General features: G+C 63.5%; 24 protein-coding genes. 8 read left to right on the forward strand and 16 right to left on the reverse strand.

The genetic code is table 11. The features are described 5' to 3' along the window. Nucleotides 1-67 precede the first annotated feature (67 nt). A complete protein-coding gene (locus AX756_RS07095; protein ID WP_068309755.1) occupies nt 68-508 on the reverse strand; it encodes an Rrf2 family transcriptional regulator in 441 nt (146 codons plus the stop codon). A gap of 127 nt (nt 509-635) precedes the next feature. Here AX756_RS07095 and cydD point away from each other — a divergent pair, with 127 nt between their 5' ends. The 8 genes from cydD (at nt 636) to AX756_RS07135 (ending at nt 10,314) form a co-directional block, all read left to right on the forward strand. Next, complete coding sequence (gene cydD / locus AX756_RS07100) at nt 636-2,342, forward strand: thiol reductant ABC exporter subunit CydD (RefSeq protein WP_068309756.1); 1,707 nt, start codon at nt 636-638, stop codon at nt 2,340-2,342. Then, on the forward strand, nt 2,339-3,994 hold the full coding sequence (locus tag AX756_RS07105; protein WP_068309757.1) for an amino acid ABC transporter ATP-binding/permease protein: 1,656 nt from the start codon (nt 2,339-2,341) through the stop codon (nt 3,992-3,994). The genes cydD and AX756_RS07105 overlap by 4 nt, the downstream gene beginning before the upstream one ends. Before the next feature lie 182 nt (nt 3,995-4,176). Next, entirely contained in the window at nt 4,177-5,787 is a 1,611-nt protein-coding gene (locus AX756_RS07110; protein ID WP_068309758.1) for a cytochrome ubiquinol oxidase subunit I, read from the forward strand. A gap of 6 nt (nt 5,788-5,793) precedes the next feature. Next, the gene (gene cydB, locus AX756_RS07115; RefSeq protein WP_068309759.1) at nt 5,794-6,957 is read left to right on the forward strand and encodes a cytochrome d ubiquinol oxidase subunit II; all 1,164 of its coding nucleotides are present in this window, start codon (nt 5,794-5,796) and stop codon (nt 6,955-6,957) included. A gap of 15 nt (nt 6,958-6,972) precedes the next feature. Then, nucleotides 6,973-7,083, forward strand: a complete 111-nt coding sequence (gene cydX, locus AX756_RS07120) for a cytochrome bd-I oxidase subunit CydX (RefSeq protein WP_068309760.1) — start codon at nt 6,973-6,975, stop codon at nt 7,081-7,083. Between the two features lie 465 nt (nt 7,084-7,548). Continuing rightward, nucleotides 7,549-8,853, forward strand: a complete 1,305-nt coding sequence (locus tag AX756_RS07125; protein WP_068309761.1) for an NAD(P)/FAD-dependent oxidoreductase — start codon at nt 7,549-7,551, stop codon at nt 8,851-8,853. 10 nt (nt 8,854-8,863) lie between these two features. Further along, entirely contained in the window at nt 8,864-9,223 is a 360-nt protein-coding gene (locus AX756_RS07130; RefSeq protein ID WP_068309762.1) for a DUF5368 domain-containing protein, read from the forward strand. A gap of 116 nt (nt 9,224-9,339) precedes the next feature. Next, nucleotides 9,340-10,314 (forward strand): SLAC1 anion channel family protein, encoded by a 975-nt coding sequence (locus AX756_RS07135; RefSeq protein ID WP_068309763.1) that lies wholly within the window; start codon nt 9,340-9,342, stop codon nt 10,312-10,314. 270 nt (nt 10,315-10,584) lie between these two features. Here the strand turns inward: AX756_RS07135 and AX756_RS07140 are convergent, their stop codons facing one another. From AX756_RS07140 to AX756_RS07205, 15 genes are all read right to left on the reverse strand, one after another. Then, nucleotides 10,585-10,833: a DUF1289 domain-containing protein gene (locus tag AX756_RS07140; protein WP_068309764.1), complete on the reverse strand. Its 249-nt coding sequence runs from the start codon at nt 10,831-10,833 to the stop codon at nt 10,585-10,587. A gap of 79 nt (nt 10,834-10,912) precedes the next feature. After that, nucleotides 10,913-11,071 carry a hemin uptake protein HemP gene (gene hemP, locus AX756_RS25040; protein ID WP_093149055.1) on the reverse strand — a complete coding sequence of 53 codons (159 nt, stop codon included), beginning with the start codon at nt 11,069-11,071 and terminating at the stop codon, nt 10,913-10,915. Nucleotides 11,072-11,212: 141 nt separating this feature from the next. Further along, a complete protein-coding gene (locus AX756_RS07145; protein ID WP_068309765.1) occupies nt 11,213-11,971 on the reverse strand; it encodes a proteasome-type protease in 759 nt (252 codons plus the stop codon). A 119-nt stretch (nt 11,972-12,090) separates the two neighbouring features. Further along, complete coding sequence (locus tag AX756_RS07150) at nt 12,091-12,894, reverse strand: transglutaminase family protein (RefSeq protein WP_068309766.1); 804 nt, start codon at nt 12,892-12,894, stop codon at nt 12,091-12,093. 3 nt (nt 12,895-12,897) lie between these two features. After that, nucleotides 12,898-13,839: an alpha-E domain-containing protein gene (locus AX756_RS07155; RefSeq protein ID WP_068309767.1), complete on the reverse strand. Its 942-nt coding sequence runs from the start codon at nt 13,837-13,839 to the stop codon at nt 12,898-12,900. A gap of 4 nt (nt 13,840-13,843) precedes the next feature. Beyond that, nucleotides 13,844-15,271 (reverse strand): circularly permuted type 2 ATP-grasp protein, encoded by a 1,428-nt coding sequence (locus AX756_RS07160; protein ID WP_068309768.1) that lies wholly within the window; start codon nt 15,269-15,271, stop codon nt 13,844-13,846. A 136-nt stretch (nt 15,272-15,407) separates the two neighbouring features. Then, a complete protein-coding gene (gene dtd / locus AX756_RS07165) occupies nt 15,408-15,860 on the reverse strand; it encodes a D-aminoacyl-tRNA deacylase (protein ID WP_068309769.1) in 453 nt (150 codons plus the stop codon). Continuing rightward, nucleotides 15,857-16,789 carry a carbohydrate kinase family protein gene (locus tag AX756_RS07170; protein ID WP_068309770.1) on the reverse strand — a complete coding sequence of 311 codons (933 nt, stop codon included), beginning with the start codon at nt 16,787-16,789 and terminating at the stop codon, nt 15,857-15,859. The genes dtd and AX756_RS07170 overlap by 4 nt, the downstream gene beginning before the upstream one ends. A gap of 195 nt (nt 16,790-16,984) precedes the next feature. Next, nucleotides 16,985-18,178 (reverse strand): TFIIB-type zinc finger domain-containing protein, encoded by a 1,194-nt coding sequence (locus AX756_RS07175; RefSeq protein WP_082738984.1) that lies wholly within the window; start codon nt 18,176-18,178, stop codon nt 16,985-16,987. A gap of 15 nt (nt 18,179-18,193) precedes the next feature. Next, nucleotides 18,194-19,345 (reverse strand): SPFH domain-containing protein, encoded by a 1,152-nt coding sequence (locus AX756_RS07180; protein ID WP_068309771.1) that lies wholly within the window; start codon nt 19,343-19,345, stop codon nt 18,194-18,196. 29 nt (nt 19,346-19,374) lie between these two features. Then, nucleotides 19,375-20,325 (reverse strand): DUF2927 domain-containing protein, encoded by a 951-nt coding sequence (locus AX756_RS07185; protein WP_170307804.1) that lies wholly within the window; start codon nt 20,323-20,325, stop codon nt 19,375-19,377. Between the two features lie 30 nt (nt 20,326-20,355). After that, entirely contained in the window at nt 20,356-21,555 is a 1,200-nt protein-coding gene (locus tag AX756_RS07190; RefSeq protein ID WP_068309772.1) for a toxic anion resistance protein, read from the reverse strand. A gap of 37 nt (nt 21,556-21,592) precedes the next feature. Continuing rightward, nucleotides 21,593-22,492 (reverse strand): 5-bromo-4-chloroindolyl phosphate hydrolysis family protein, encoded by a 900-nt coding sequence (locus tag AX756_RS07195; protein WP_068309773.1) that lies wholly within the window; start codon nt 22,490-22,492, stop codon nt 21,593-21,595. Then, a complete protein-coding gene (locus AX756_RS07200; RefSeq protein WP_068309774.1) occupies nt 22,492-22,701 on the reverse strand; it encodes a hypothetical protein in 210 nt (69 codons plus the stop codon). The genes AX756_RS07195 and AX756_RS07200 overlap by 1 nt, the downstream gene beginning before the upstream one ends. Before the next feature lie 174 nt (nt 22,702-22,875). Further along, nucleotides 22,876-23,610, reverse strand: coding sequence for an SEL1-like repeat protein (locus tag AX756_RS07205; protein WP_068309775.1), 735 nt, complete (start codon nt 23,608-23,610; stop codon nt 22,876-22,878). Between the last annotated feature and the right edge of the window lie 171 nt (nt 23,611-23,781).

The following is a 23,781-nucleotide window of genomic DNA, read 5'->3' on the forward strand; positions in this document are numbered from 1 at the left end:
GCGGCAAGGCCGGGTGTGGCGTTGCCGATGCGACGAAGCGGTAACGGGAGTGAATTTGGGGCGCGCTTCAGCGCTGTTCAAGTTCCAACAACGTGCGCAGGCCCGAATTGTCCTTCACCAGGTCGGCAAGTGTGACATTGTCCAGCGCGCCGTAGAACGCTTCAAGCGCATTGGAAAGCTGCCCGCGCAGGCGGCAAGAGGCTGTCAGCGGGCAATGGTTGTCCGAGCCGGCAAAACACTCAGCAAAGGGCACATTCGCTTCGAAGACGCGGAAAACCTGACCGACGGAGAGCGCTTCGGGCGAGACCTTCAGGCGAATGCCGCCATTGCGCCCGCGCGCTGTCTCGATGAACCCGGTCTGGCCCAGCATGTTGATCACGACGCCAAGATGGTTCTCGGAGGAATTGCAGGCTTCGGCGATCTCGGATTTGCGGACGGTCCGGTCTGTATTGATCGCGCAGAACATCAGGGCGCGCATGGCGAGATTGGTGCGTACGGTCAGACGCATATGTGCACTTCCTTTTCGAATGCCTGGCTACCCAGGCGAGCTACGCCGAAGGGCTCCTTGATCCAGATCACAAACTTCTTCAGGTATCCAGTTTAAATGCATGGCGAATGTAGCATTGGAGCACCGCATGGCCAACAAGCAACCCGATGCGGCCCCCGATCGGGCCCGCGAACGCCTCGATGCCGCGCTTGCGCCCGTTTCCGGGTCGCTGCGGCGCGCCGGGCTGATCACGGCGGGCGGGTCGCTTTTGTGGCTGCCGCAGGCGGCGTTGGTGGCGTGGCTTCTGGCCAGCCTGATCGCGGGGAGCGCGGATCGGGGCACGGCGCTGCTTGCCGCGGTGGGGTTTGCCCTGCTCGGAGCGCTTCGGGCCGCCTTTCAGATCCTCGCCGACCGGATCCTTGCCAAGGCCGCGGACCGCGTTCTGGCACGCGAACGCGCCGTGCTGGTCGCGCGGGAAGGGCGGCGGGCGCCCATGGCGGCGGGGCCACGATCAGCGGAACTGGCCGCGCTCGCGAGCGAGAAGCTGAACACGCTGGAGCCCTATATCCTGCGCTATCGTCCCGCGCAGATGCGGGTTTTTACCGTGCCGCTGGCAATTCTTCTGCTGTCCTTCACCATCTCCTGGGCGGCTGGGGTGATCCTGCTGGTTGCCGGCCCCCTGATCCCGGTCTTCATGGCCCTTGTCGGCATGGCTGCCCGCGAGGCCAGCGAGCGTCAGATGGACGAGATCGGCACGCTGAACGGGATGCTGCTGGAACGCATCCAGGCGCTTGTCGATATCCGGCTTCTGGATGCGGGCGAGCAGGTTGCGCGCGGTTTCGAGGAGCGGGCGGAGAGCCTGCGCGAACGCACGATGGCGGTGCTGCGCGTGGCCTTCCTGTCATCGACCGTCCTGGAGCTGTTCTCGGCGCTCGGCGTGGCGCTGGTCGCCGTCTATGTGGGCTTCTCGCTCCTCGGCACGATCGGCTTCGGCGCATGGGGGACGCCGCTCGGCGTCGGCGAGGGGGTTTTCCTGCTGCTGCTGGCGCCGGAGTTTTTCCAACCCCTGCGGGACCTGGCCGCCGCCTGGCACGATAAGGCCTCCGCGACAGCGGTGGCGCGCGATCTGGTGAAGGCCGAGGCCGTTGCACCGGTGGAGATCCTCGGAACCGGCGCCGGGGCGGTGCCCCTGCCGATGCCGGACGGCCCTGCACTGGTTTCGGTGCGCGGGTTGGAAATCGGGCTTGGCGGTGCGCAGCGCATCGCCTTTCCCGACTTCGATATTGCCTGTGGTGAGACTTGCGCGCTGCTGGGGCCGAGCGGGCGGGGCAAGTCCACGCTGCTGTCGGCACTTGCGGGGCTGCTGCCGGTAGCGGCCGGGCGGATCGAGATCGGTGGCCAGCCGCTGGACGCGGACCGCGCGGATCGCTGGCGGATGTCCGTCGGCTGGATTCCGCAGGCGCCGCATTTCTTTTCCGGAACGTTGCGCGCCAACCTGCGGCTGGGCGATCCGGAGGCCGGGGATGCCGAGCTTCTGGCCGCGCTCCGAACCGCCCATGCCGAGGAAATCGTAGAACGGCTTCCGCGCGGGCTGCTTTCGCAATTGGGGGAAACCGGGGCAGGGGTCTCGGGCGGCGAGGCGCGGCGGCTGATGATCGCGCGGGCCGCGCTCGGCAAGCTGCCGGTTATCCTGGCCGATGAACCCACCGCAAACCTCGACGCGCAAACCGCCGAGGTGGTGACGGACGGGCTGTTGGCGCTGGCCGAGGCAGGCGCGACGTTGATCGTGGCCACCCATGACGAGACGCTCGCCGCCCGGCTGGGCCGGCGGATCGAGCTGGGAGGTGCGGCATGAGACCTCTTCTTCCGATCCTGAAGCTGGTCTGGAGCGCCGACCGCGCCGCCTTCCTGCGCGGTATCGCGCTGGCAGTGGTTGTGCTCGTGATGGGCGTGGCGCTGCTTGGCCTGTCGGGCTGGTTCATCATCGCCGCGGGGGCGGCGGGGCTTGCCGGAACCGGCGCGGTGTTCGACGTGTTCCGCCCCTCCGCCGGGGTGCGTTTCCTCGCGCTCGGACGGACGGCGGCGCGCTATGGCGAGCGTCTGCTGACGCATGATGCCACGCTCAAGGCGCTGGCAGCGCTCCGTGTGCGGCTTCTGCGCGGGATCTCCGCGGCGCCCTATCGCAGCCTGCTGCGGCTCAGGGGCGCTGAAGTTCTGCACCGTCTGACCGCCGATATCGATGCGCTGGATGGCGTCGCGTTGCGTCTGGCCATTCCGCTTCTGGCCGGGGCGCTGGTGCTGGCGGGCAGCCTTGCCGCGCTCACCTGGCTGGTGGATTCCCGGGTCGCGGCATGGTCAGTATTCTCGCTGGCCCTCGGCGCGACGCTGGCGCTGATCTGGGCCGCACGCCGGTCCGACAGGCCCTCGCGCATGGCCGAGGCGGCCGGGCGGGCCTTTCGTGTGCGCCTGGTCGACCATCTGCGCGGGCGCGCCATGCTGGCCTTTGCTGGGCAGCTCGACATGTCCCGGCAGGCCGTTCTGAAGGCCGACGCGCGGGCACGGCGGGAGCGGTTGACGCTGGCGCGTACCGAGCGGCGCACCGGGGCGGTGGTATCGTTGACGGCGACGTTTTCAGCGGCCGGGGCGCTCTATATCGGTGCGGAGCTGGCGCTGCGTGGAGAGATCTCCCCAGCGCTCGCCGCGCTCGGCTTCTTTGCCACGCTGGGCATGGCCGAGGTGGTCGGGCCATTGCGGCGCGCAATGCGCGAGATCGGTGGCATGCGCGATTCCGCGCGCCGCGTGTTGCGCTGGCTGCCGGGTCAGGATCTACCCCGATCCCGCCCCGAAACGGCCCCTCCCAACGATCCCGAAGCGGGGCTGGAATTGGTGGACCTCTCCGTTTCGGCTTTGCCGGAGGGGCCGGAACTGGCCGAGGGGCTGTCTCTTCAGATCCTTCCCGGAGAAACCCTCGCGCTTGTCGGGCGCAGTGGGGCGGGCAAGACGACGGTTCTGGACGTGGCGGCGGGCCTGATCGCGCCGCGTGCGGGCGAGGTGCGCCTGTGCGGGCGGGCGCTGGTGCAGTGGGAGGAACGCGCGCTGCGGCACCATCTGGGCTACCTGCCGCAGCGTTCCGCGCTCACCAGCGGCACCATCGGCGAAGCGCTGCGCTTGGCGCGGCCCGAGGCCAGCGATGCGGAGTTGCACGCGGTTCTGACAGCTGTCGCGCTGGATGCGGTGGTGGCGCGGATCGGCGGGCTGCAAGCACGGCTCGGCGAAGGCGGGCGAGGGCTGTCGGGCGGCGAGAGCCGCAGGCTCGCCCTCGCGCGGGTGCTGCTGCGGGCCCCCGATGTTCTGCTTCTGGACGAGCCGACCGAGGGGTTGGACCGGGCAACGGCAGAGCGGGTTCTAAACGGAATTCGCGCGGCCTGTCCGAAGTCTGCTATCCTGATCGCGGCCCATCGCGCGGTGGAACGGGACTGGGCGGATGCCCTGCATTCCGTCGGGTGAGTCTCGGATGAGTGGCTCCGTTGGGTTCATACCGAGGCGGTGCAGCTGCAGCAAAAACTGTATTTAAATTCATTCTTATTTTGATCTGTGTCAATGTGTGCTTCCATTGCTGGGTGCAAAAGGCGTTTTAAAGCGGTATTGGAAATATATCTTCAACCGCTCACTTGAAACGGAGGCACTTTATGGAAATCGATGTTGTGGAGTTGTCGCGTCTGCAATTCGCGATGACAGCCATGTATCACTTCCTCTTCGTACCGCTCACGCTCGGTCTTTCGATCATCGTGGCGATCATGGAGACGGTCTATGTGATGACGAACCGGCCCGTGTGGCGGCAGATGACGAAATTCTGGGGCACGCTCTTCGGGATCAACTTCGTTCTCGGCGTGGCCACGGGCATTACCATGGAATTCCAGTTCGGCATGAATTGGTCCTATTACAGCCACTATGTCGGTGACATCTTCGGCGCGCCTCTGGCGATCGAAGGGCTCATGGCCTTCTTCATGGAAGCCACGTTCGTGGGGCTGTTCTTCTTCGGCTGGGACAAGCTCTCCAAGCGCGGGCACCTGACGGTGACCTGGCTGGTGGCCATCGGCTCGAACTTCTCCGCGCTGTGGATCCTGATCGCCAATGGCTGGATGCAGAACCCGGTCGGCGCAGAGTTCAACCCGGTCTCCATGCGCATGGAGTTGACCAATTTCTTCGAGGTCGTCTTCAACGAGGTCGCGCAGGCCAAGTTCGTGCATACCGTTTCGGCCGGCTATGTGACCGCGTCGGTCTTCGTTCTAGGTGTCTCGGCATGGTACCTGCTCAAGGATCGCCATGTCGCGCTCGCGCGTCGCTCGATCGCCATTGCGGCCTCGTTCGGCCTTGCCTCGGCGCTCTCCGTGGTGGTTCTGGGCGACGAGTCCGGCTACGCCGCAACCCATAGTCAGAAGATGAAACTCGCCGCCATCGAGGGTATGTGGCACACCCAGCCCGCGCCGGCCTCCTTCACCGCCATCGGCTTCCCGGACATGGAAGCGCGCGAGACGCATTACGCCGTTCACATCCCCTGGATGATGGGCCTGATCGGCACGCGGAGCCTGACGCAGGAGATTCCCGGCATTGCCGAGTTGGTCGAGAATGCGGAAGCGCGGATCAAGTCCGGGATCATCGCCTATGACGCGCTGGAGAAGATCCGCGCCGCCGGCGGGGAAGCGGATGAGACGATCACGGCACAGTTCGAGGCGCATTCGGCCGATCTCGGATTTGCCTTCCTGCTCAAGCGCTACGTGGACGACCCGCGCGAGGCGACAGAGAAGCAGATCGCGCTGGCCTCCAACGATACCGTGCCAACGGTCTGGCCGCTCTTCTGGGCGTTCCGGCTCATGGTGGCGCTCGGCTTCGGCTTCATCGGGGTGATGGCCTATTTCTTCTACCGCGCCAACTGGAGGGGCATGATCTTCCCGCGCCCGGCACTGCGGCTCGCGGTCTGGATGATCCCGGCGCCCTGGCTCGCAGCCGAGCTGGGCTGGTTCGTGGCCGAGTTCGGTCGACAGCCATGGACGGTGGACGGGGTTCTGCCGACGGTGATGTCGGTCAGCCACCTCAGCGTTGCCGACCTGGCGATCACGCTCGTGGGCTTCGTGGCCTTCTACTCGGTGCTCTTCGTCATCGAGATGGGCCTGATGCTCAAATACATTTGCAAGGGCCCGTACATGGACGTTCCCGAAACGGACCAATGGATGGCCCGCCACGAACATCGCCTGCGCACGCATGACGGAAACATCCCCGATGCAACGCCCGCGGAGTAACGAGACATGATCCTTCACGAACTTATCGACTTTGAAATCCTGCGGGTGATCTGGTGGCTGCTGCTCGGCGTGCTGCTGATCGGCTTCGCGCTGACCGACGGCTTCGACATGGGGGTGGGCGCGCTGCTTCCCTTCGTGGCGAGGACGGACATCGAACGCCGTCAGGCGATCAACACCGTTGGACCTGTCTGGGAAGGCAACCAAGTGTGGTTCATCCTTGGGGGCGGCGCGATCTTTGCCGCCTGGCCGCCGCTCTACGCGGTCAGTTTCTCTGGCTTTTACCTCGCCATGTTCACCGTGCTCGCCGCGCTGATCTTGCGCCCGGTGGGGTTCAAGTACCGCTCCAAGCGTCCGTCGCAGCGCTGGCGGAGCGGCTGGGACTGGACACTATTCGTTGGCGGCGCGGTGCCGGCGCTGATCTTTGGCGTGGCCGTGGGCAATGTGCTGGTGGGCGTGCCCTTCCACCTGACGCCGGAACTGCTGTCGATGTATGACGGGCCGTTCTATGCCAAGTTCCTTGGCCTGCTGAACCCGTTCTCGCTGCTGGCGGGCATCGTCTCACTCGCCATGCTTTTGCAGCACGGCGCGGCCTGGCTGGCGCTGAAATCCGATGGCATGGTGGAAACCCGCGCCCGGCGGATGGGGCCGATCTTCGGCTATGTCGCCGCCGCCGGATTCGCGCTGGCCGGTGTTTGGCTGGCGGTCGGCATCGACGGTTATGCCTTCGTGGGCGCGGTCGTGACCGACGGTCCCTCCAACCCGCTGCTCTCCGAGGTGACGCGGGGCGGAAGCTGGCTCGACGCCTACAGCGTGCGCCCGTGGATCGCCATCGCGCCGGTTCTCGGCTTCGCGGGCATCCTGATGGCCGCGCGGACGCTCAACGGGCATTCCGAAGTCGCGCCGCTTCTGTGGTCCAAGCTGGGCATCTTCGGGGTGATCTCGACGGTCGGGCTGACCATGTTCCCCTTCATCCTGCCCTCAACGGTCGATCCGAACTCTTCGCTCACCGTCTGGGACAGCTCGTCCTCGCATCTGACCCTGTTCGTCATGCTGATCTGCACGTTGATCTTCATGCCGCTGATCCTCGCCTACACGGCATGGGTCTACAAGGTGCTCTGGGGCAAGGTCACCCAGGATGAGATCGCCGACAATTCTGAATCCGTTTACTGAAGAGAGGTATCTGAAATGTGGTATTTCGCATGTATCCTCGGCCTCCCGCTCGCCGCGCTGCTTGCCGTTCTCAACGCCATGTGGGTTGAGATGCAGGAAGACCGGGCGCTGACCGAAGAGAACTGAGTTTCCCTCACTCCACGTGTTCCCTTTCCTGGAGTGTTGACTGGTCGGGGCTCGATGGGCCCCGGCCTTTTTTGTGTATTCACGATACGTCAAAATGATTTGGATCAAGGTGGGGCGCGGCGCAAGGGTGTTGTCTGTGCCCTGAAAAGAAAGGAAAGTAGCAGGAATTCATTGGGTTGTCTGTCATTTCTGCGATGTCCTGACAAGCTCTGCCGGCGGACTGGAAGCAGGGCGTCCAGCGGAGTGCAAAGCCGTTCTTGATTGGGGCTGCCGTCGTCATGTCCGGGTCCGCTACGCGATCCAGGAAGAGAAATGGAACGAGCACAAAAATATATATAGAAAATCTCGGAATTGATTTGGATCAAGGCATACGAGTGTATGCAATGGAATGGGTCGTCGAAGTCTGAGTATTATACCAATCTGAAATATGCCTTTTATGGGTGTGATTCGAGGGAGCAAGAGAACATGCAAACAAGCCGCAGACAGTTTTTCGGGTTGGCCGCAGGGGCGGCCGCGCTGATCGGAGCGCAGACCGCGCCGGCCCGCGCCGAGAAGGTCAAGACCAAGGCTCGTATCGTCATCCTCGGGGCAGGGGCCGCGGGAACCGCGCTCGCCAACCGCCTGGACGAACGGCTCGACGGTGCCGAGGTCACGCTCATCGACGGGCGCAAGGAGCATCTGTACCAGCCGGGCTTTACCCTGATCGCCTCCGGCCTGAAACCGGCCGGCTATTCAGTCACCCGGACGACCGACTGGTTGCCAGCTTCGGCCACGCTCATCCCCGAATATGCCGCCGAGATCGATCCGGTCGGCAAGAAGGTGACAACGGCGGGCGGTGCCACGGTAGACTACGATTATCTCATCGTCGCGCTCGGCATAAAACTCGACTGGGACGCCATCGAGGGGTTCTCGCTGGACTTGGTGGGCAAGGACGGCATCGGCGCGGTCTATGCGGGCGCAGACTATGCCGCGAAGACATGGGCGGCGATGGATCGCTTTACCGACGAGGGCGGCGAGGGGCTGTTCTATCGCCCGGCCACGGAAATGAAATGCGCCGGCGCGCCGCTGAAATACACTTTCATCACCGATGATTGCGCCCGCAAGAAAGACACCCGCGGCAAGGTGAACATCACCTATGCGGCCCATTCCAAGAGCTTTTTCGGCGTTCCGATCGTCAACGAAAAGGTGCGGATGCTGTTCGAGGATCGCGGTTTCGAGACCACCTTCGACCACGTCCTGAAGGCCATCGATCCGGGCCGGAAACTGGCCACCTTCTCGACCCCGGAGGGCGAAAAGGAGCTGCCCTATGATTTCACCAACGTGATCCCGCCGCAGGTGGCGCCGGATGTGATCCGAAATTCCGACCTGCCCTGGCAGGACGGGAATTGGGCCTCGCAAGGCTGGGTCGAGGTGGACAAGGGCAACCTGCGCCATGTCCGCTATCCCGAGATCTTCGCCCTGGGGGACATCGCTGGCGTGCCCAAGGGCAAGACGGCGGCATCGGTCAAATGGCAGGTTCCGGTGGTGGAGGATCACCTGATCGCTGCGATCGAGGGCAAGGAGGGCACGGCCGTCTACAACGGCTACACGTCCTGCCCGCTGATCACGCGCATCGGCCGCGCCATGCTGATCGAGTTCGACTACAACAACAACCTGACGCCTTCCTTCCCGGGCATCGTCGCGCCGCTGGAAGAGCTTTGGATCTCTTGGCTGATGAAGGAAGTCGCCCTGAAAGCCACCTATAACGCCATGCTGCGCGGCAAGGCCTGAGGAGACAGACATGCAACAACTGACCCTGGAAACCCTCATCGCCGTCTTCGAAGAGATCTTTGGCGCGGCGCTTTTCTGGACCATGGTGGCCGTCGCGGCGATCATAACGGTTCTCTATGTCTACGTTCTGATCCGAGACCGCTCGGTGAGTTGGCGAAAGTTCCTCTGGGCGCAGCTGTCGATGCCCTTTGGTGCGGTCGCGGCGGTGCTCTTCGTGCAGAAGATGACCAATTCCAGCCTCAACGATATCGGCGGGCCGATCGACGTGTTCGTGCTTCTGGGCGTTGCCGTCGCCGGCGCGATCGGCCTCGCGATCCTAGTGTACACGGCGGAATCTCTGATCTGGCCCAAAAGGGAAGAAGAATTCTGAACTGGTGGGCGGCGCGGTCGATATGGTCGCGCCGCAGCGGATTGGGCTTGCGGGACGCGCAGGTTTGATCATCCTTTCCTATATGGCCTATGCGCTGATTGTCGGAGTACAGGACGATGACTGATACCCAAACCGCCACCGAACCGAAGCTGGCCCATTTTCCTGTCACCTTTTTCGCCTCGGTGATGGGCATGGCTGGACTGACGCTGGCCACCCATATGGCCGAGGTAAGCTGGGGTGTGCCGGCGGCGCTCTCCGTGCTGCTGCTGTTGGTAACGATCGGGATTTTCGTAGCGATCTCCACCTTCTTCGCCCTGAAATGGAGGCGCTACCGGGCCCATTTCCTTGCCGAGTGGAACCATCCGGTGAAAAAGGCCTTCTTTCCGGCGATCTCGATCTCGTTGCTGTTGATTGCCACCGCGCTCGCCCCGCACGCAACCGGGCTGGCGCGGGGCGTCTGGATTGTCGGAGCCGCGTTGCAAGCCGGTCTGACGCTCGCGGTCATCTCCGGCTGGATCGGGCATAACCCTTTTCAACAATTGCATATCTCGCCGGCCTGGTTCATCCCCGCTGTCGGCAATGTCGTCGCCCCTCTGGCGGGTGTTTCCCTTGGCTTCGTCGAACTGTCCTGGCTCTTTTTCTCGGCGGGGTTGGTGTTCTGGCTTGTCCTGTTGGTACTGGTCATGAACAGGCTGATCTTTCACGATCCGCTGCCGGGCAGGCTCCTGCCGACACTGGCGATCCTGATCGCGCCGCCCGCGGTCGGTTTCCTCGCCTGGATCAATCTCAATGGCGGAGAGGCCGACGCGTTTGCCCGGATCCTGTTGAATGCCGCCTATGTCTTCGCAGCGATCGTCGCCGTGCAGGCGCCGAAGATCCGTACCAGCCCCTTCGCACTCTCCTGGTGGGCGCTCAGCTTTCCCATGGCGGCGATGACGGTCGCGACCTTCCGCTTTGCAGCTATCGCAGGCTCGGGCTTTCACGCGGTTCTGGCAGCGGTGTTCTACGCGGTCCTTCTGATCATCATGATCATACTCGTCGCGCGGACCTTGAAGGCAATCCGGGCTGCCGAAATCTGCGTGCCGGATTGAGGCATAAAGCAGGGTAGGACGCGTCGCGTGCGCGAACGAACTTGCGGGTCATGCCTCCTGCGGGCGAATTTCTAGCAGGAGGAAGTTCGGTATGTCAGCCTGCCTTCTTCTGACCGGAAATATCCCGGGGGAGCGCCCGCAAGCGCGCGGGGGGGGGGGGAGGCCCCCCCAATCCGTCCGTGACATGCGCCTCGACGTTCTGCGATTGAGCGTGCGGAGAAAAGACTCTCCCGCCAGCTTCGACATGACGTTGCAGCGGCCGCGACGTGCTCAGGAGCCTTCCTGCGTCTGCCTTTCAGCGCGTGCACATTTCAGTCTGTAGGCGTCCGGCCAATGTTCGTAGCGGCCCATCAACTCTTGCTGCGCGCGGATCACGTCGATGAATTCCCTGCGTTGCGCATCGCTCTTCAACCCCCCGAAGAGGCGTTTTTGGGCTTGTGTCATGGAGCAGCCAACGCAGTGGCCGCGGCGGGTGTATTTGCAGATATCAATGCAGGGCGAGGGAGAGAGCTTGCTCATGGGCGACGGGTCTTGGTTTCCTTATCGACCCCCAAGTTACCGACGAGCGTCGCGCGGGAGTCCCTCTCCCGTCCTGTCATCATTTCGTGAGGATCAGCTTACCAGCCTTTGTGATTCTGAGGGTATAGACTTTCTCATCCAATACAATTTGTGCCAAACCGTCCGAGCCGGTCATGCTGCGCGCGTCGTAGCTGGGGCGGTTGGCCGGCATGGTCTCGGCCAGGGAGATTTCTTTCATCAAGGTCATTTCAGGGCTCCATCCAGATAAGGTGGAGAGATCCCTTGCCGGGCAAGCGGGCGGGCCGCGACGGGCTAAGCCGGGTGTCTCTGTTCACACTGCTTAACCTATTAAAACTGTCGGATATGTAAAGTCTGATTTTCAGGTGCCGGACGGCGGATCCTGGTCCTTCATTTCATAAGGCGGAATCCTGCCAAAGGCTTCACGCAGCGCTTCACTCCAACCGTCTGAAACAGCGTGATAATATGCATCATCCGGCTCTATCCGGTTCCGATAGCCAATCTCATGGCTGTCCTTTTCGTATACTTGCAGGTCAAAGGGCAGCCCGACAGACAGATTTGCCTTGAGCGTGGAATCGAAGCTGAGCAGCAGCAGCTTGATCGCCTCGGGGAAGCTCATCTCCGGATCGAATCCGCGCAACAGGATCGGGCGGCCATACTTGGTTTCGCCAATCTGGAGGAAGGGCGTGTCCTCGCTGGCTTCGATGAAATTCCCTTCGGGATAGATCAGGAACAGGCGCATCGGGCCCGGTGCAATCTGCCCGCCGAGGATCATCGTGGCACTGAAGGTGGCATCGGCCCTCTGGCCCTCGCCGGACTGGGTTTCGATGACCTCGCGCAGCGTATTGCCGACAAGCTGCGCGACCCGGAACATGGAGGGCTGTTCGAAAATCGACGGGTTTCGATCGCTTTCGGCCTTGCTGCGTTCTTCCAGCAGCGAAACCACCGACTGGGTGGTGGCAAGATTTCCCGCTGTCATCAGCGTGATGAAACGCTCGCCGGGCACGCACCAGCTCTGCATCTTGCGATAGGTCGAGATATTGTCGATGCCCGCGTTGGTGCGCGTGTCGGACATGAAGACAAGGCCGCTTTTCAGGAGCAGGCCGACGCAATAGGTCATGGGGCGATTCTCGTTGCTAGGGACGAAACTGTGTTTCGTCTCTGCTCCTACAGGCGAAACCGCGCCGGATCACCCGGAGTTTTCGGGAAATCACACAATTCGTCATCGGCGTTACAGGGCTATTGCTGAACCTGGAGACTGACCGCGAGGGACTCCCCTGCGCTATCTCCGAAATGCAGCCCCGAGATCGGCGCCGCCTCGGCATAATCCCGTCCGGTGGCGATCCGCACGTAGCGCTCGTCCGGGCAGACCTCGTTTGGCACGTCGAAGCCGACCCAGCCGAGATTGTCGATATGCACCTCGGCCCAGGCGTGGCTGGCCTCTTGTTGTTCGCGTTCGTCCATCATCAGGTAGCCCGACACATAGCGCGCGGCGTAGCCAAGCTGGCGGGCGGCGGCGATGAAGACATGGGCGTGGTCCTGGCAGACCCCCTTGCCGGCGGCGAGGGCCTCCTCGGCTGTGGTGGCCGGGCCGGTCTGGCCGGTCTGGTATTTGACCGCGTCCATCACGCGGGCCGAGAGCAGGTGGCACCGTTCGATCGGATTCTCGGTTTCGGCCGTCAATCCCTTGACCAGCGAGCGGATCCCCATGCCCTGATGGGTCAGCACGGTGGGCCGGCGGAACAACCAGAGCGGCGCGAAGCCGCCCTGCGGGCCGGACACGCCGTTGGTGTCCCGGGTCTCTACCTCGCCGGAGCATTCCACCACGATGTCGTGCCCATCCCCTTCGTAGGACATGAGCGTTACCGTGTTGGCGTTCTGGTCCTCGAAGCTGAGCTCCTGCTTGCCGCCTTCGATATGGATCTTCCAGTCCAGAACTTGCTGGCTGGGGCGATCCTTGGGCGTCAGGCGGATTTGCTGCAGAGCATAGGCCACGGGGGTCGAGTAGCTGTAGGTGGTGCGGTGTCGGATTTGCAGGCGCATGGCTTACTCGTAAAATCTGTAATCGGTTTCGATCATGGCGCTGAGTTCGGAGATGTCCGCCAGCAGATCGAGGATGAATTCATGCAGCCCTTCGTCGAATATCTCGTCGATTTTCGCCTCCGCGAGCAATGTAACCATTTCCGCCACCTTTTCCTGTGAAGGATTGCGCGTTGCGTATTCCTTTTCAAGATAGCACAGGTTCGAGGCGACCTTGTCGATGCAGAAGGCCAGCGAGCGCGGCATGCGGTGGTCGAGAATGAGGAATTCGGCGATGCCGAGCGCCGAGATATCCGGCCCGTTCAACCAGCGATAGGAGCTGTGCGCGCCGACCGATCGCAGGATGTTCTCCCATTGGACGTTGTCCAGCGCCGAGCCGATATGGCTGATCGAGGGCAGCAGCACATAGTATTTCACGTCCAGGATACGCGCGGTGGCGTCGGCGCGTTCCATGAAGGTGCCGATGCGGCAGAAGTTGAAGATGTCGTTGCGCAGCATCGTGCCATGAGTCGCGCCGCGCACGAGTGCGTTTTGTTGGCGGATGATCGAGAGAACCGCTGGCAGGTCGCGGTCGCGCACCTTGTGGCCGAGCGCGGCCTTCAGGGTCATCCAGCAATCATTCGTCACTTCCCAGACTTCGCGCGACAGCGCTGTGCGCACGAGGCGCGCATTGTTGCGTGCGTGCTCGATGCAGCTCATCACCGAGGAGGGGTTGTTGCAGTCGCGCAGCAGGAAATCCACCACCGCCGATTGCTCGAAGGATTGGTGGCGTTCCAGATAGGCCGAGCGCACACCCGCCGCGTCGAGCACGGCCGCCCATTCATCGGACGCCGTGGCGGGGCGGGTCAGCGCATTGCGAAACCCGGTTTCAATGAGCCGCGACATGGTCTCGCAGCGTTCGAGATAGCGGAACATCCAGGTGAGCCCGCCGGCGGTCTTTCCCAGCATGTTCTTATTCCTCCAGCACCCAGGTGTCCTTGGTGCCGCCACCTTGGGACGAGTTCACCACCAGCGAGCCTTCCTTGAGCGCGACCCGTGTCAGCCCGCCCGGTGTCAGGTCGATCCCCTTGGGCGAGACCAGCACGAAGGGGCGCAGGTCCACATGGCGCGGCGCAAGTCCCGCCTTGGTCAGGATCGGCACGGTTGAAAGCGCCAGCGTCGGCTGGGCGATGTAATTGCCGGGTTTCGCGGTCAGCTTCTCGCGGAAGGCCGCGATTTCCTTCTTGCTTGCCGCGGGACCCACCAGCATGCCGTAGCCGCCCGAGCCGTGGACCTCCTTGACGACCACTTCGGAGAGATGGTCCAGCACATAGGCAAGGCTGTCAGGCTCCGAGCAGCGCCAGGTTGGCACGTTTTTCAGGATCGCCTTCTCGCCGGTATAGAACTCGACGATATCAGGCATGTAGGAATAGATCGCCTTGTCGTCGGCGATGCCGGTGCCGGGGGCGTTGGCGATAGTGATGCCGCCCGCGCGGTAGACATCCATGATGCCGGGCACGCCCAGCACCGAGTCGGGCCGGAAATTCAGCGGGTCGAGAAAATCGTCATCCACCCGGCGATAGAGCACGTCGATCGCCTTGTAGCCCTGGGTCGTGCGCATGGCGATACGGCCATCGACGACGCGCAGGTCCGAGCCCTCGACCAACTCCGCGCCCATATTGTCGGCCAGGAAGGAATGCTCGAAATAGGCGGAGTTGTGGATACCCGGCGTGAGAACCGCCACCACCGGCTTGCCGTTGCAGGCCGGCGGCGCGCAGGCCGAGAGAGAGCGCGACAGCCGGGTGGGGTAATCCTGCACCGACTGCACGCTGATCTTGCTGAACAGCTCCGGGAACATCTGAAGCATCGTCTCGCGGTTCTCCAGCATGTAGGAGACGCCGGAGGGGGTGCGGGCATTGTCCTCGAGCACGAAAAACTCATCCTCGCCGGTGCGCACCAGGTCCGTGCCGACGATATGGGTATAGACGCCGCCGGGCGGCTGCACGCCGATCATTTGCGGCAGGAAAGCCTCGTTATTGGCGATCAGCTCGACGGGGACGCGGCCGGCGCGAATGATTTCCTGCCGGTGATAGATATCGTGCAGGAACGCGTTGATGGCGCGCACGCGTTGGTCGATGCCGCGCTTCAGCCGTGACCATTCCCGCGATGAAATGATTCTGGGCACGATGTCGAAGGGAATCAGGCGTTCATCCGCTTCGGCCTCGCCATAGACATTGAAAGTGATGCCGGTGCGGCGGAAAAACATCTCCGCCTCGGAGGATTTCTTGCGCAAACGCTGCAAATCCTCGCTTTTGAACCATGCGTTATAGTCGCGATAGGGGGGCCGGGGATCCGAGCCATGCCCGTGCAACTCGTCGAAAAATTTGGCGTTCTTGCTCATGAAGACAGTCTTGCAAGGCCCCTCGCGGGGTGCAACAGAGCTATGCAGTTGACGAGACAAAATCGCGCGGAAACTGCCTTTGCGCTGTGCAATGCGCCTGAGTTTCCGCAATTTCCCTGTGCGTTTCGCCTATTATTCAGGCAGGTTCCGGAGGGATCTCCAGGGAAATCGTCACGGGGCCGTCATTGAGCAGCTCGACCTTCATGTCGGCGCCGAAACGACCCGTCTCCACCCGTGGCCCGAGCTGCGCGAGATGCGCGGCGAAATACTGGTAGAGGCGGTTACCGTCTTCGGGGGCTGCGGCTTCGGAGAATCCCGGCCGGTTGCCGCGCGAGGTGTCAGCGGCCAGGGTGAACTGGCTGACAACGAGCGCTTCGCCGCCGGTGTCGAGCAGGGAGCGGTTCATCTTGCCGGCTTCGTCCTCGAAGATACGCAGCTTGGAGAGCTTCGCGGCCAGTTTCTCGGCCTGTGCCTCACTGTCGCCGCGCATCGCGCAGACAAGCGCCAGCACGCCGGGGCCAATCTGGCCGATGAGCTCGCCATCGACCGTCACGGAGGCGCGCGAGACGCGCTGGATCAGCGCTTTCACAGGTCGAGTTCCTCGGCCCAGGGCGGGTTGGCGCCCGCGCGGCTGACCGTCACTGCGGCCGCCCGGTTGCCGAGGGTGAGGGCAGCGGAGATTTCCGCATCCGTCAGGGTGGCGACCGCCGCTTTGGTGAGCTTTCCAGCCCGGTCCAGCCCGGCAAGGAAGCCGGCATTGAAGGTGTCGCCCGCGCCGACCGTGTCGACCACCTCGACCATTTCCGAGCTGACGCTCACCGCGCGGTCCTTCAGGTAGGCGGTGACGCCGTCCTTGCCTTTGGTCACGCAGATGATTTTCGGCCCCTTGGCCAAAAGCGCGCCTGCCAGCATGGCCAGATCGCCGTCGCCGGCAATCCATTCGAGGTCCTCGTCGGAAACCTTCACGATATCGGCCACGCCGATCATCCGGTCGAGCCGGGCACGGTAGCGGGCCTCGTCCTTGATGAAGCCGGGGCGGATATTCGGGTCGATCATCACCAGCCTGTTGGCCGCCTCGCGCAGCGCAAGCGTCTCGTAGGTGGCGCCGCAGGGTTCGACTGGCAGCGAGATGCCGCCGAAGAACAGCGCGTCCACGCCGTCGAGCGATACCGGTGTGGGCAAATCCGCCTCCGCGATCAGGCGCCCGGCCGTGTTCTCGTCATAGAAAGCGTATTTGGCATGGCCATCGGTCAGCTCGACGAAGGCAAGAGTGGTGGGCCGGTCCGAGCGGTCGCAGAGCGTGGCGTCCACCTTGGAGGCGGCGAGGCTTTCCATGAGTTTCGCGCCGAAAAGATCCGTCGAGATGCCGGAGAAGAATTTGACCTGCCGACCGAGCCGGCCGAGAGCGATCGCGGTGTTGAACACCGCGCCGCCCGAGACCGGGGCAAAGGAGGGTTCGTCGCGGGTGGACATGCGCGGCAGCATGTCGATCAGGGCCTCGCCGGCGCAGAGGATCATCAAGTCTCTCCTTCGAGTTGAGCGCTTTGGGCTATCTAAGCCGGGATGGCGCCGAGGTCCATTCCTTCTGATGCCGTGGGCCTGTGTCGTGGATTAGGGCGATCGACCGGCTCGCGTCAGGGGGAGTTGGTGCTGGGGGGCGCTGCCCCGCGCGCCCGGGCCAGCGTGCGCCCGGGATATTTGACGAAAGAGGACTTACTGCATCTGGTTGAGATAGAGGAAACCGCCGATCAGCAGAATGGCGAGGAAGGCCGCGAAGGCGATCTTCCACGCGGACCAGGGACGCTCGCCCTTGACCTCGCCGGTGCGTGCATTGACGACGAAGCGGTAGGATTTGCCGCGGAACTTGTAGGCAGCCATCCAGATCGGCAACAGGATATGTTTGAAGGTCACCTCGGAGACGGCGGTGTCCACGGAGGAAATCCGCTGGTGGTCGCCGCCGATATCGCGGCGGATATCGGTGGCGATGACCGCGTCCATCTTCTGCCGGGCGATAGTGAAGCCGCCCTCCAGTTCGACCGAGTAGCCTTCGGCGGCGTAACCCGCGAGATATCTCGGCTCGTAGGGGACCAACTCGCCGAGATCCCAGGGCTCCAGCGCGTCGGTGTAGTCACGCGGCAGGCTGTCGGAGGCGAGCACCAGCACGTCGTCAAACTGGCGCGCGACGCGGCCGGAGACGCGGGTCCAGCGGGTCTTGCGCACACGTTCGGTGCGCCGCTTGCCATCCACGACACGGGTGCGGGTGGTGTAGTAGTCGTCGCCGCGCTGGCCGGAATAGCGGCTGCGGGTGTCTGCGTCATAGGTCCAGTAGGGCACGTAGATGCCGGTCAGCTTGCGACCCTTGCGGGCATATTCCTTGAGCCCGTTCGGTGCGAACCAGAGCCTTCCGAGCCAGTCGCTCATCTTCTTGTGGGCGCTGCGTTCGTCCAGCTTGAAGGGGAGCAGCGCCTGCGGCTTCAGTTGGCGGTGGCTGCCGGTATCGGTGACGATGGGCGAGGCGCAGAAAGGGCATTCCTTGGCCTGCTCCATTTGGCTCATCTCGATATCGGCACCGCAGCTGTCGCAATGGGCTGAGCGGATCTCGACGATTTGGTCACTGGGCACCTGTTTGCGCAGCGCGGCCTCGTAATCGAGCTCGCGCAACGCATTGCCCCATTGGTCGCGCCCAACCGCGGAGACATGCTCGACATGCCCGCAATGGTCGCACATCAGGTCGCCCTTGTCGGCGGAGAAGCGCAGATCCGAGCCGCAAGCCGGACAGGGGAAGCGGTGCTTTTCCGAGACGGCCTTGTCCTGGGTGCTGAATTCCTCGGGGAAATCCTGTTCCGGCGGCGCCGGCGGCGCGCTTTTTGCGCCGCGCGTGCGCGGGATCTTGGGGATGTCGCTCATCGGTTGACTCCGCGGTTACACGCCGGGGGGCGGCGGCGGGGGCAGGATGGTGAAGAGCTGGGCCAGTTCCTGAACATCGCCCGCCTTCATCCAGCCATCCTGGCCCGGGGTCCAGACATGCGTGTCGCGGGTCAGTTCGCCGCTGGCGGCCTGGCGCCCCATATCGGCTTTGGAGAAGGGGCCGGAGGTCTGGCCAGCCTTGGCGATATGCCAGACATGCTCGACCGGCGGCGGCGGCGGGGCAGGGTGCGCGGCGACGGGCGCCGGCTGGGCCTGCTGCGGAGCCGCACCCCAGGGGCCGGGTTGGTAGCCCTGCGGATTGGCCATTTGGTTGGCCATCGCCATGCCCATACCCATGCCGAGGCCTGCGCCCATGCCGCCGCCACCGGCGGGGTTCTGGGCTGCGGCGGTCATGGCTTCGGCGGCGGAATACTGGGTGAACTTGCCCAGGTCGCCGGCCAGCCCCATCGAGGTCCGCTTGTCGAGCGCGGCTTCAACGGCGGGCGGCAAGGAGATGTTTTCAATATAAAATTCCGGCATCGTCAGGCCGTATTCAGCGAGCACCTCGGAGACCTTCGTGGCGATCAGCTTGCCCATGTCGCCGGTATTGGCGGCCATGTCCAGCACCGGGATGCCGGAGCCGGCCATCACGCGGGAGCTCTCCTGAACGATGATGTTGCGGATCTGGAAGGTGATCTCGTCGGTGGTGAACTCGCCATCGGTGCCCACGATCTCGGTCATGAAGCGCGCCGGTTCCGTGACCTTGATCGAATAGGTGCCAAAGGCCCGGATGCGGGTCGGTCCGAATTCCGGATCGCGCAGCATGACCGGGTTCTTGGTGCCCCATTTCAGATCGGTGAAACGGTTGGTGTTGACGAAATAGATCTCGCTCTTGAAAGGCGACTGGAAGCCGTGATCCCAGTGCTGCAGCGAGGTCATGATCGGCATGTTGTTGGTCTCGAGCATGTAGAGACCGGGGGTGAACACATCGGCCATCTGGCCTTCATGGATGAAGACGGCCGCCTGACCTTCGCGCACGGTCAGCTTTGCGCCGTACTTGATCTCGTGGCCCTCGCGCTCGAAGCGCCAGACCAGCGTGTCGCGGGTGTCGTCGGTCCAGTGGATGACGTCGATGAACTGGCCGGAGAGAAAATCGAGGATACCCATGTGGTTGGCACTCCCTTGTCTGAAATTGTCTAGCTTTCGCCGCCCATCAGCTCGCGCGCGATCTCGTTCACGATCGGGCGGGCGGTGGTGGCGTCCATGCCGGCTTGCAACCGGCGGTCATAAAGGATGCGGAGGAGCAATTCGTCATGCGTGGTCAGCAGGGCGAATTCCTCGTCGTCGTTGAAGATGGAGGGGCGGGCGTCGGGGCTGTCATTGGCAAGGCCGAGCCCTTGGGCCAGTTCCTCGTGAATGCACGAAAGCCGCAGCAGGTCCGGATGTTCGGCCCGGATGACGGCCACGGCGCGCGTATAGGAGGGATCCTCGCCCCGCGAGAAGGCGAAGACGAGGCAGAAGGTCTCACGGGGCATGGTCTCGACGGTGCGGATGGCAGTGTCGCCGATGCCGGGCACAAGCTGTTCCAGGTATGGGCCGTAGTTGCGCCGCTCGTCCTCGTTCAGGATCAGCACGTGGAAATTGCCATTGGCCGAGGTGGTCGAAACCGGGTGGCCGGTCGCGTTGCGCAGGCGGCGGGCAAAGGAGATGACGGAGTTGTTGTCCTGAACCCTCTGGTCGGTCGAAACGGTGGCGCCGAAATGCACCTGCAGGCGCACGGGGCTGCCCCAGCGGCGCAGGCGGCTGACGGTTTGCTGCGCGACAAGCTGGCCGCCGCGGGAGACATATTCGTCATAGAGCGCGATGCGGACGAAGTTGTTCGTCAGGTTATGGGCGGCAAAAGGCGTATCGGGCCCGCCGCCATCGGTGCGCAACAGGCCCTGGCTGAGCAGGTCGGCCTGAACCCGGGCATAGTGGCGCTCCAGGTCCAGCGATGTTTGCGACCGCTCGTTCGGCAGCGCGGGCAGGGCGGTTTCGGGCGCGGCGGGAGCGCCGGGTCCGGCATCATAGACCGGCGCGGGCAGGTCGCAGGCAGACAGCGCAGCAAGCGACGCTGCCAGGATGCCGGCCCTGGCGCCAATCCGCAATTTTAACCCTTCCCGCGCCCTGTCCACGGATCAGTTCGCCGGAACCGAGGTGGAGGTCGTGTCTCCGAGTCCGGTCTTGCGAGCCTTGGCCGAGGCGAGTGTGTCGCGCAGCTCGTGTTCCATCTTGATCAGCTCTTCTTCGGCGGCGGCGCGCTTGGCCTTGCCCTCGTCAGCGATCTGCAGGCTCTCGTTGATCGTGGCGATCAGGTCCGCATTGGCCTGTTTCACCGCCTCGATATCGAAGACACCGCGTTCCATCTGCTCGCGGACCGTCTTGTTGGTCTCGCGCAGGTTCTTGGCATTGGCGGTGAGCAGCTCGTTGGTCAGGTCATTGGCGCTCTGCACGGCCTGGGCCGCGTCGGCGGAACGCTGGATGGTGATGGCTTGCGCAAGCTGCGTTTCCCAGAGCGGCACGGTGTTGACCAGCGTGGAGTTGATCTTGGTGACGAGCGACTTGTCGTTCTCCTGCACCAGCCGGATCGAGGGCAGGGACTGCATGGTCACCTGCCGGGTCAGCTTGAGGTCGTGCACCCGGCGCTCCAGGTCGTCGCGCGCGGCGCGCAGGTCGCGCAGCTCCTGCGCCTTCATTACCTGCTCGCCCTCGGGCGCGGCCTGCACTTCGCTTTCCTTCGCGGGGATGGTCTGTCCGTCCAGATCGCCGAGTTTGGCCTCGCCGGCCGAGATATAGAGCGCCAGCTCGTCATAGAAGGCCAGCGTCTTGTCATAGAGCATGTCGAGCGACTTGATGTCCTTCAGCAGCGTATGCTCATGGCCGAGCAGGTCGTCGGTGACCTTGTCGATCTGTCCCTGCACATCCTCGTATTTCGCCATGAAGCCGGCAATCGGCTCGGCCTTGCCCAGCAGCCGCTCCCACCAGGAGCGCTTGCGGTTCGGGTCCAGCTCGTCGACCGAGAAGCCGCGAATGGTGCCGACAATGTCGCGCAGGCTGTCGCCCGCGGGTCCGACATCCTTGTTCTTCACATCGGCCAACATGGCCTGCGAAATTTCCTGCAACTCGGCCTGCGCGGTGGAGCCAAAGGAGACGATGGAATTGGTGTCTCCCATGTCGATCTCGTTCATCCGCTTGCGGATCTCGCCGCCGAGCATCTCGTCGGCATCCGCGAGCGGCACGATATCGGCCGCGGGGGCGGGCTCTGGCAATTGCACTTCGGTAACTTCCTTTACCTGTGTTTCGATCTCGGTGGCCTTGGCCTGGATCTCTTGCGACATATCCTGTTCCCTCCTGAAATACCCTGAAAACCTTGGGTCAATCCATTCTGACGCCTTCGCGCTGCAGCCGGTCGCGCAATACCTCGATTTCCACATCGAGCGCGCTGCGATCGGACTCCATCAGCGTTTCGGTCTTGGCAGTAAAATTACGTTCCAGATCGTCCAGAAGCGCAGTGTAGCTCGCGCGCGCCTCCGGGTCGCGGCGGCGGGCATAGAGATCGGCGAACTTGACCGTCGCCTCGGCCGCGCCCTGCAGATAGACGACGAGGAACTTGCGCGCGGCGGTCAGGTCGCGCGGGTCTTCCTCGACCGTGCGGCACATGTGGCGCGCGGTGGCCTGGAAGGTCTCGACTCGGCGTTCCAACTGGCGGTCGCCCGCGCGCAGAATGGCCGCGCCCATGCGGTCGAGTTGATCCTCCGCCTCGTCGACCACGCGGGCGACGCGATCCTGCTGAAACTGGTCGACGCCCTCGACGTTTTTATCGGCCAGGGGGTCGAGCCCGAACGCGGCCAGATGGAGCACGAGGGCGATCACGCCATAGACGAGCGGCTGGAGCATGCTTCCGGCCTGTGGCGCATAGGCGGCGAGAAAGACGCCGAGCCCGGCGAGGGCGGCGGCGATGATCTTGCGCGGAATGGCCGGGCGGCGCGCGACCTTGCGTTCCTCATAGGCAGCTTCGGCCTTGAGCCCCTCGGAGAGCGTGAAGACGCCGAAGACCAGAACCGCGGCCGCGGCAAGGTCCACCGCCATGCCGACGGCATCCTGTCCGAACGCGCGAAAGAGCAGCGGGATCGGGGCAAGATAGAGCAGGTTCACCCGCGCCGCGCCGCGTTTGCGCGCGGCCGGAGTGGTTACAGGCCGCCCGGTCGGGGCGGCGCCGGTTTGGGTGCCGGTGCTGCCGTCGGGAGAATACTTTCCGCCAAATCGTTGTGCCATCACGCCGCTCCGATGATGCCGAGCGAGATGCCGAAGATCAGCACCCAGAGCAGGATGAAGGCAATACGCGGGATCAGCCCGCTCTTCACCGGGCCCTGGTCAAAGGCCTTGCTCGCTGAGCCGGCCAGTGCCGCTCCCGCCAGAGTAATACCAATTACCATTGCCGTCATGACCGCGATGGCCAGGACCACAGAAACAAGGATTCGCATGGGGTTGCCCCTTTCGCCTCACCTGAACGAGTTTATACGACATGGAGACGATACCGGCCAGCATCAAGACCAACCCTTCGGTCGCCAAGCGTTCCTTTGCTTGGGGCGGGCGGTGCGCTTTGCCGTCAAGGCGCTTACCGGCAGGGTCCGGCACGGGTAAATGCGGCAGGCGTGCTACCGAAAGAAGCTGTCTGCCCCGCGCAGAGCTTCGGCACGGCCGCCGAAAGGCGATTTCTGGATGATGTAGCCAACGATGGAACATCGCGCCATCACGATCAGTTTCTGGTCGAAACCCTTCTGCCGCAAAGCGTTGGAGAAATCATTCAGACCATCCGTCACCTGATCGGCGGCAGACCCCTCTTTCAGGCGCTCAAGGCCGCCTTCATAGACTGAACGGTCAATCCCTGTTCGTTTGACGTAGTCATGGACGAATTTCCAGTCGCTGGTCATTGCGCCGTCCAGTTCATAGGCGATGACATCGCTTGTCGCGCCGTATTGTTTGCAGACGACGTCGTAGAAACGCGCCGCGCAGATCATCAACACCGCTGGCAGGACGTCACCCTGACCGGGCTGGCTTTGTAGCAGTGCGACAAGGTTGTCGGAGCCGAATCCGCCTCTGTCGGCGGCCTCCAGAAGCCACAGGCTTTCCTTTGCCTTGGGGTGGCCGGCGGCCGCTGCCTTGTACCAGCAATCCGCGGCGGCATCGAAATCATAGGGCGTTATCGTGCCGCTGCCCCAGATGAGGGAGAGATTGTAGAGCGCGGAGATATGCCCACCTTCGGCCGCGCGCAGAAAATGCCGGCTCGCAGCCGCCCAGTCTCCGCGCTGAATGTACGTGACACCGGCGATATAGTCGGCCTCCACGCCGGAGTTTCCACTTTTGAAGAAAGGTTTCCGAAAAAGGGCCATAGGTCTCTCCGTCAAACGTCACCGAACCGATATACGTCGCCGCTCGCGGCATTTTTGGGGTCGTTGCGGGGCGTCCTTGGGGCGAGATTCCTGTGGAAAGCCCAGGCGCCGCACAAAGAAAAACGCCCCGCCAACAATCTGGCGGGGCGTTCTGTTCCGTTGGCCCGACAG

This window comes from Aliiruegeria sabulilitoris, assembly GCF_001558155.1.
Taxonomy (GTDB): domain Bacteria; phylum Pseudomonadota; class Alphaproteobacteria; order Rhodobacterales; family Rhodobacteraceae; genus Tropicimonas; species Tropicimonas sabulilitoris.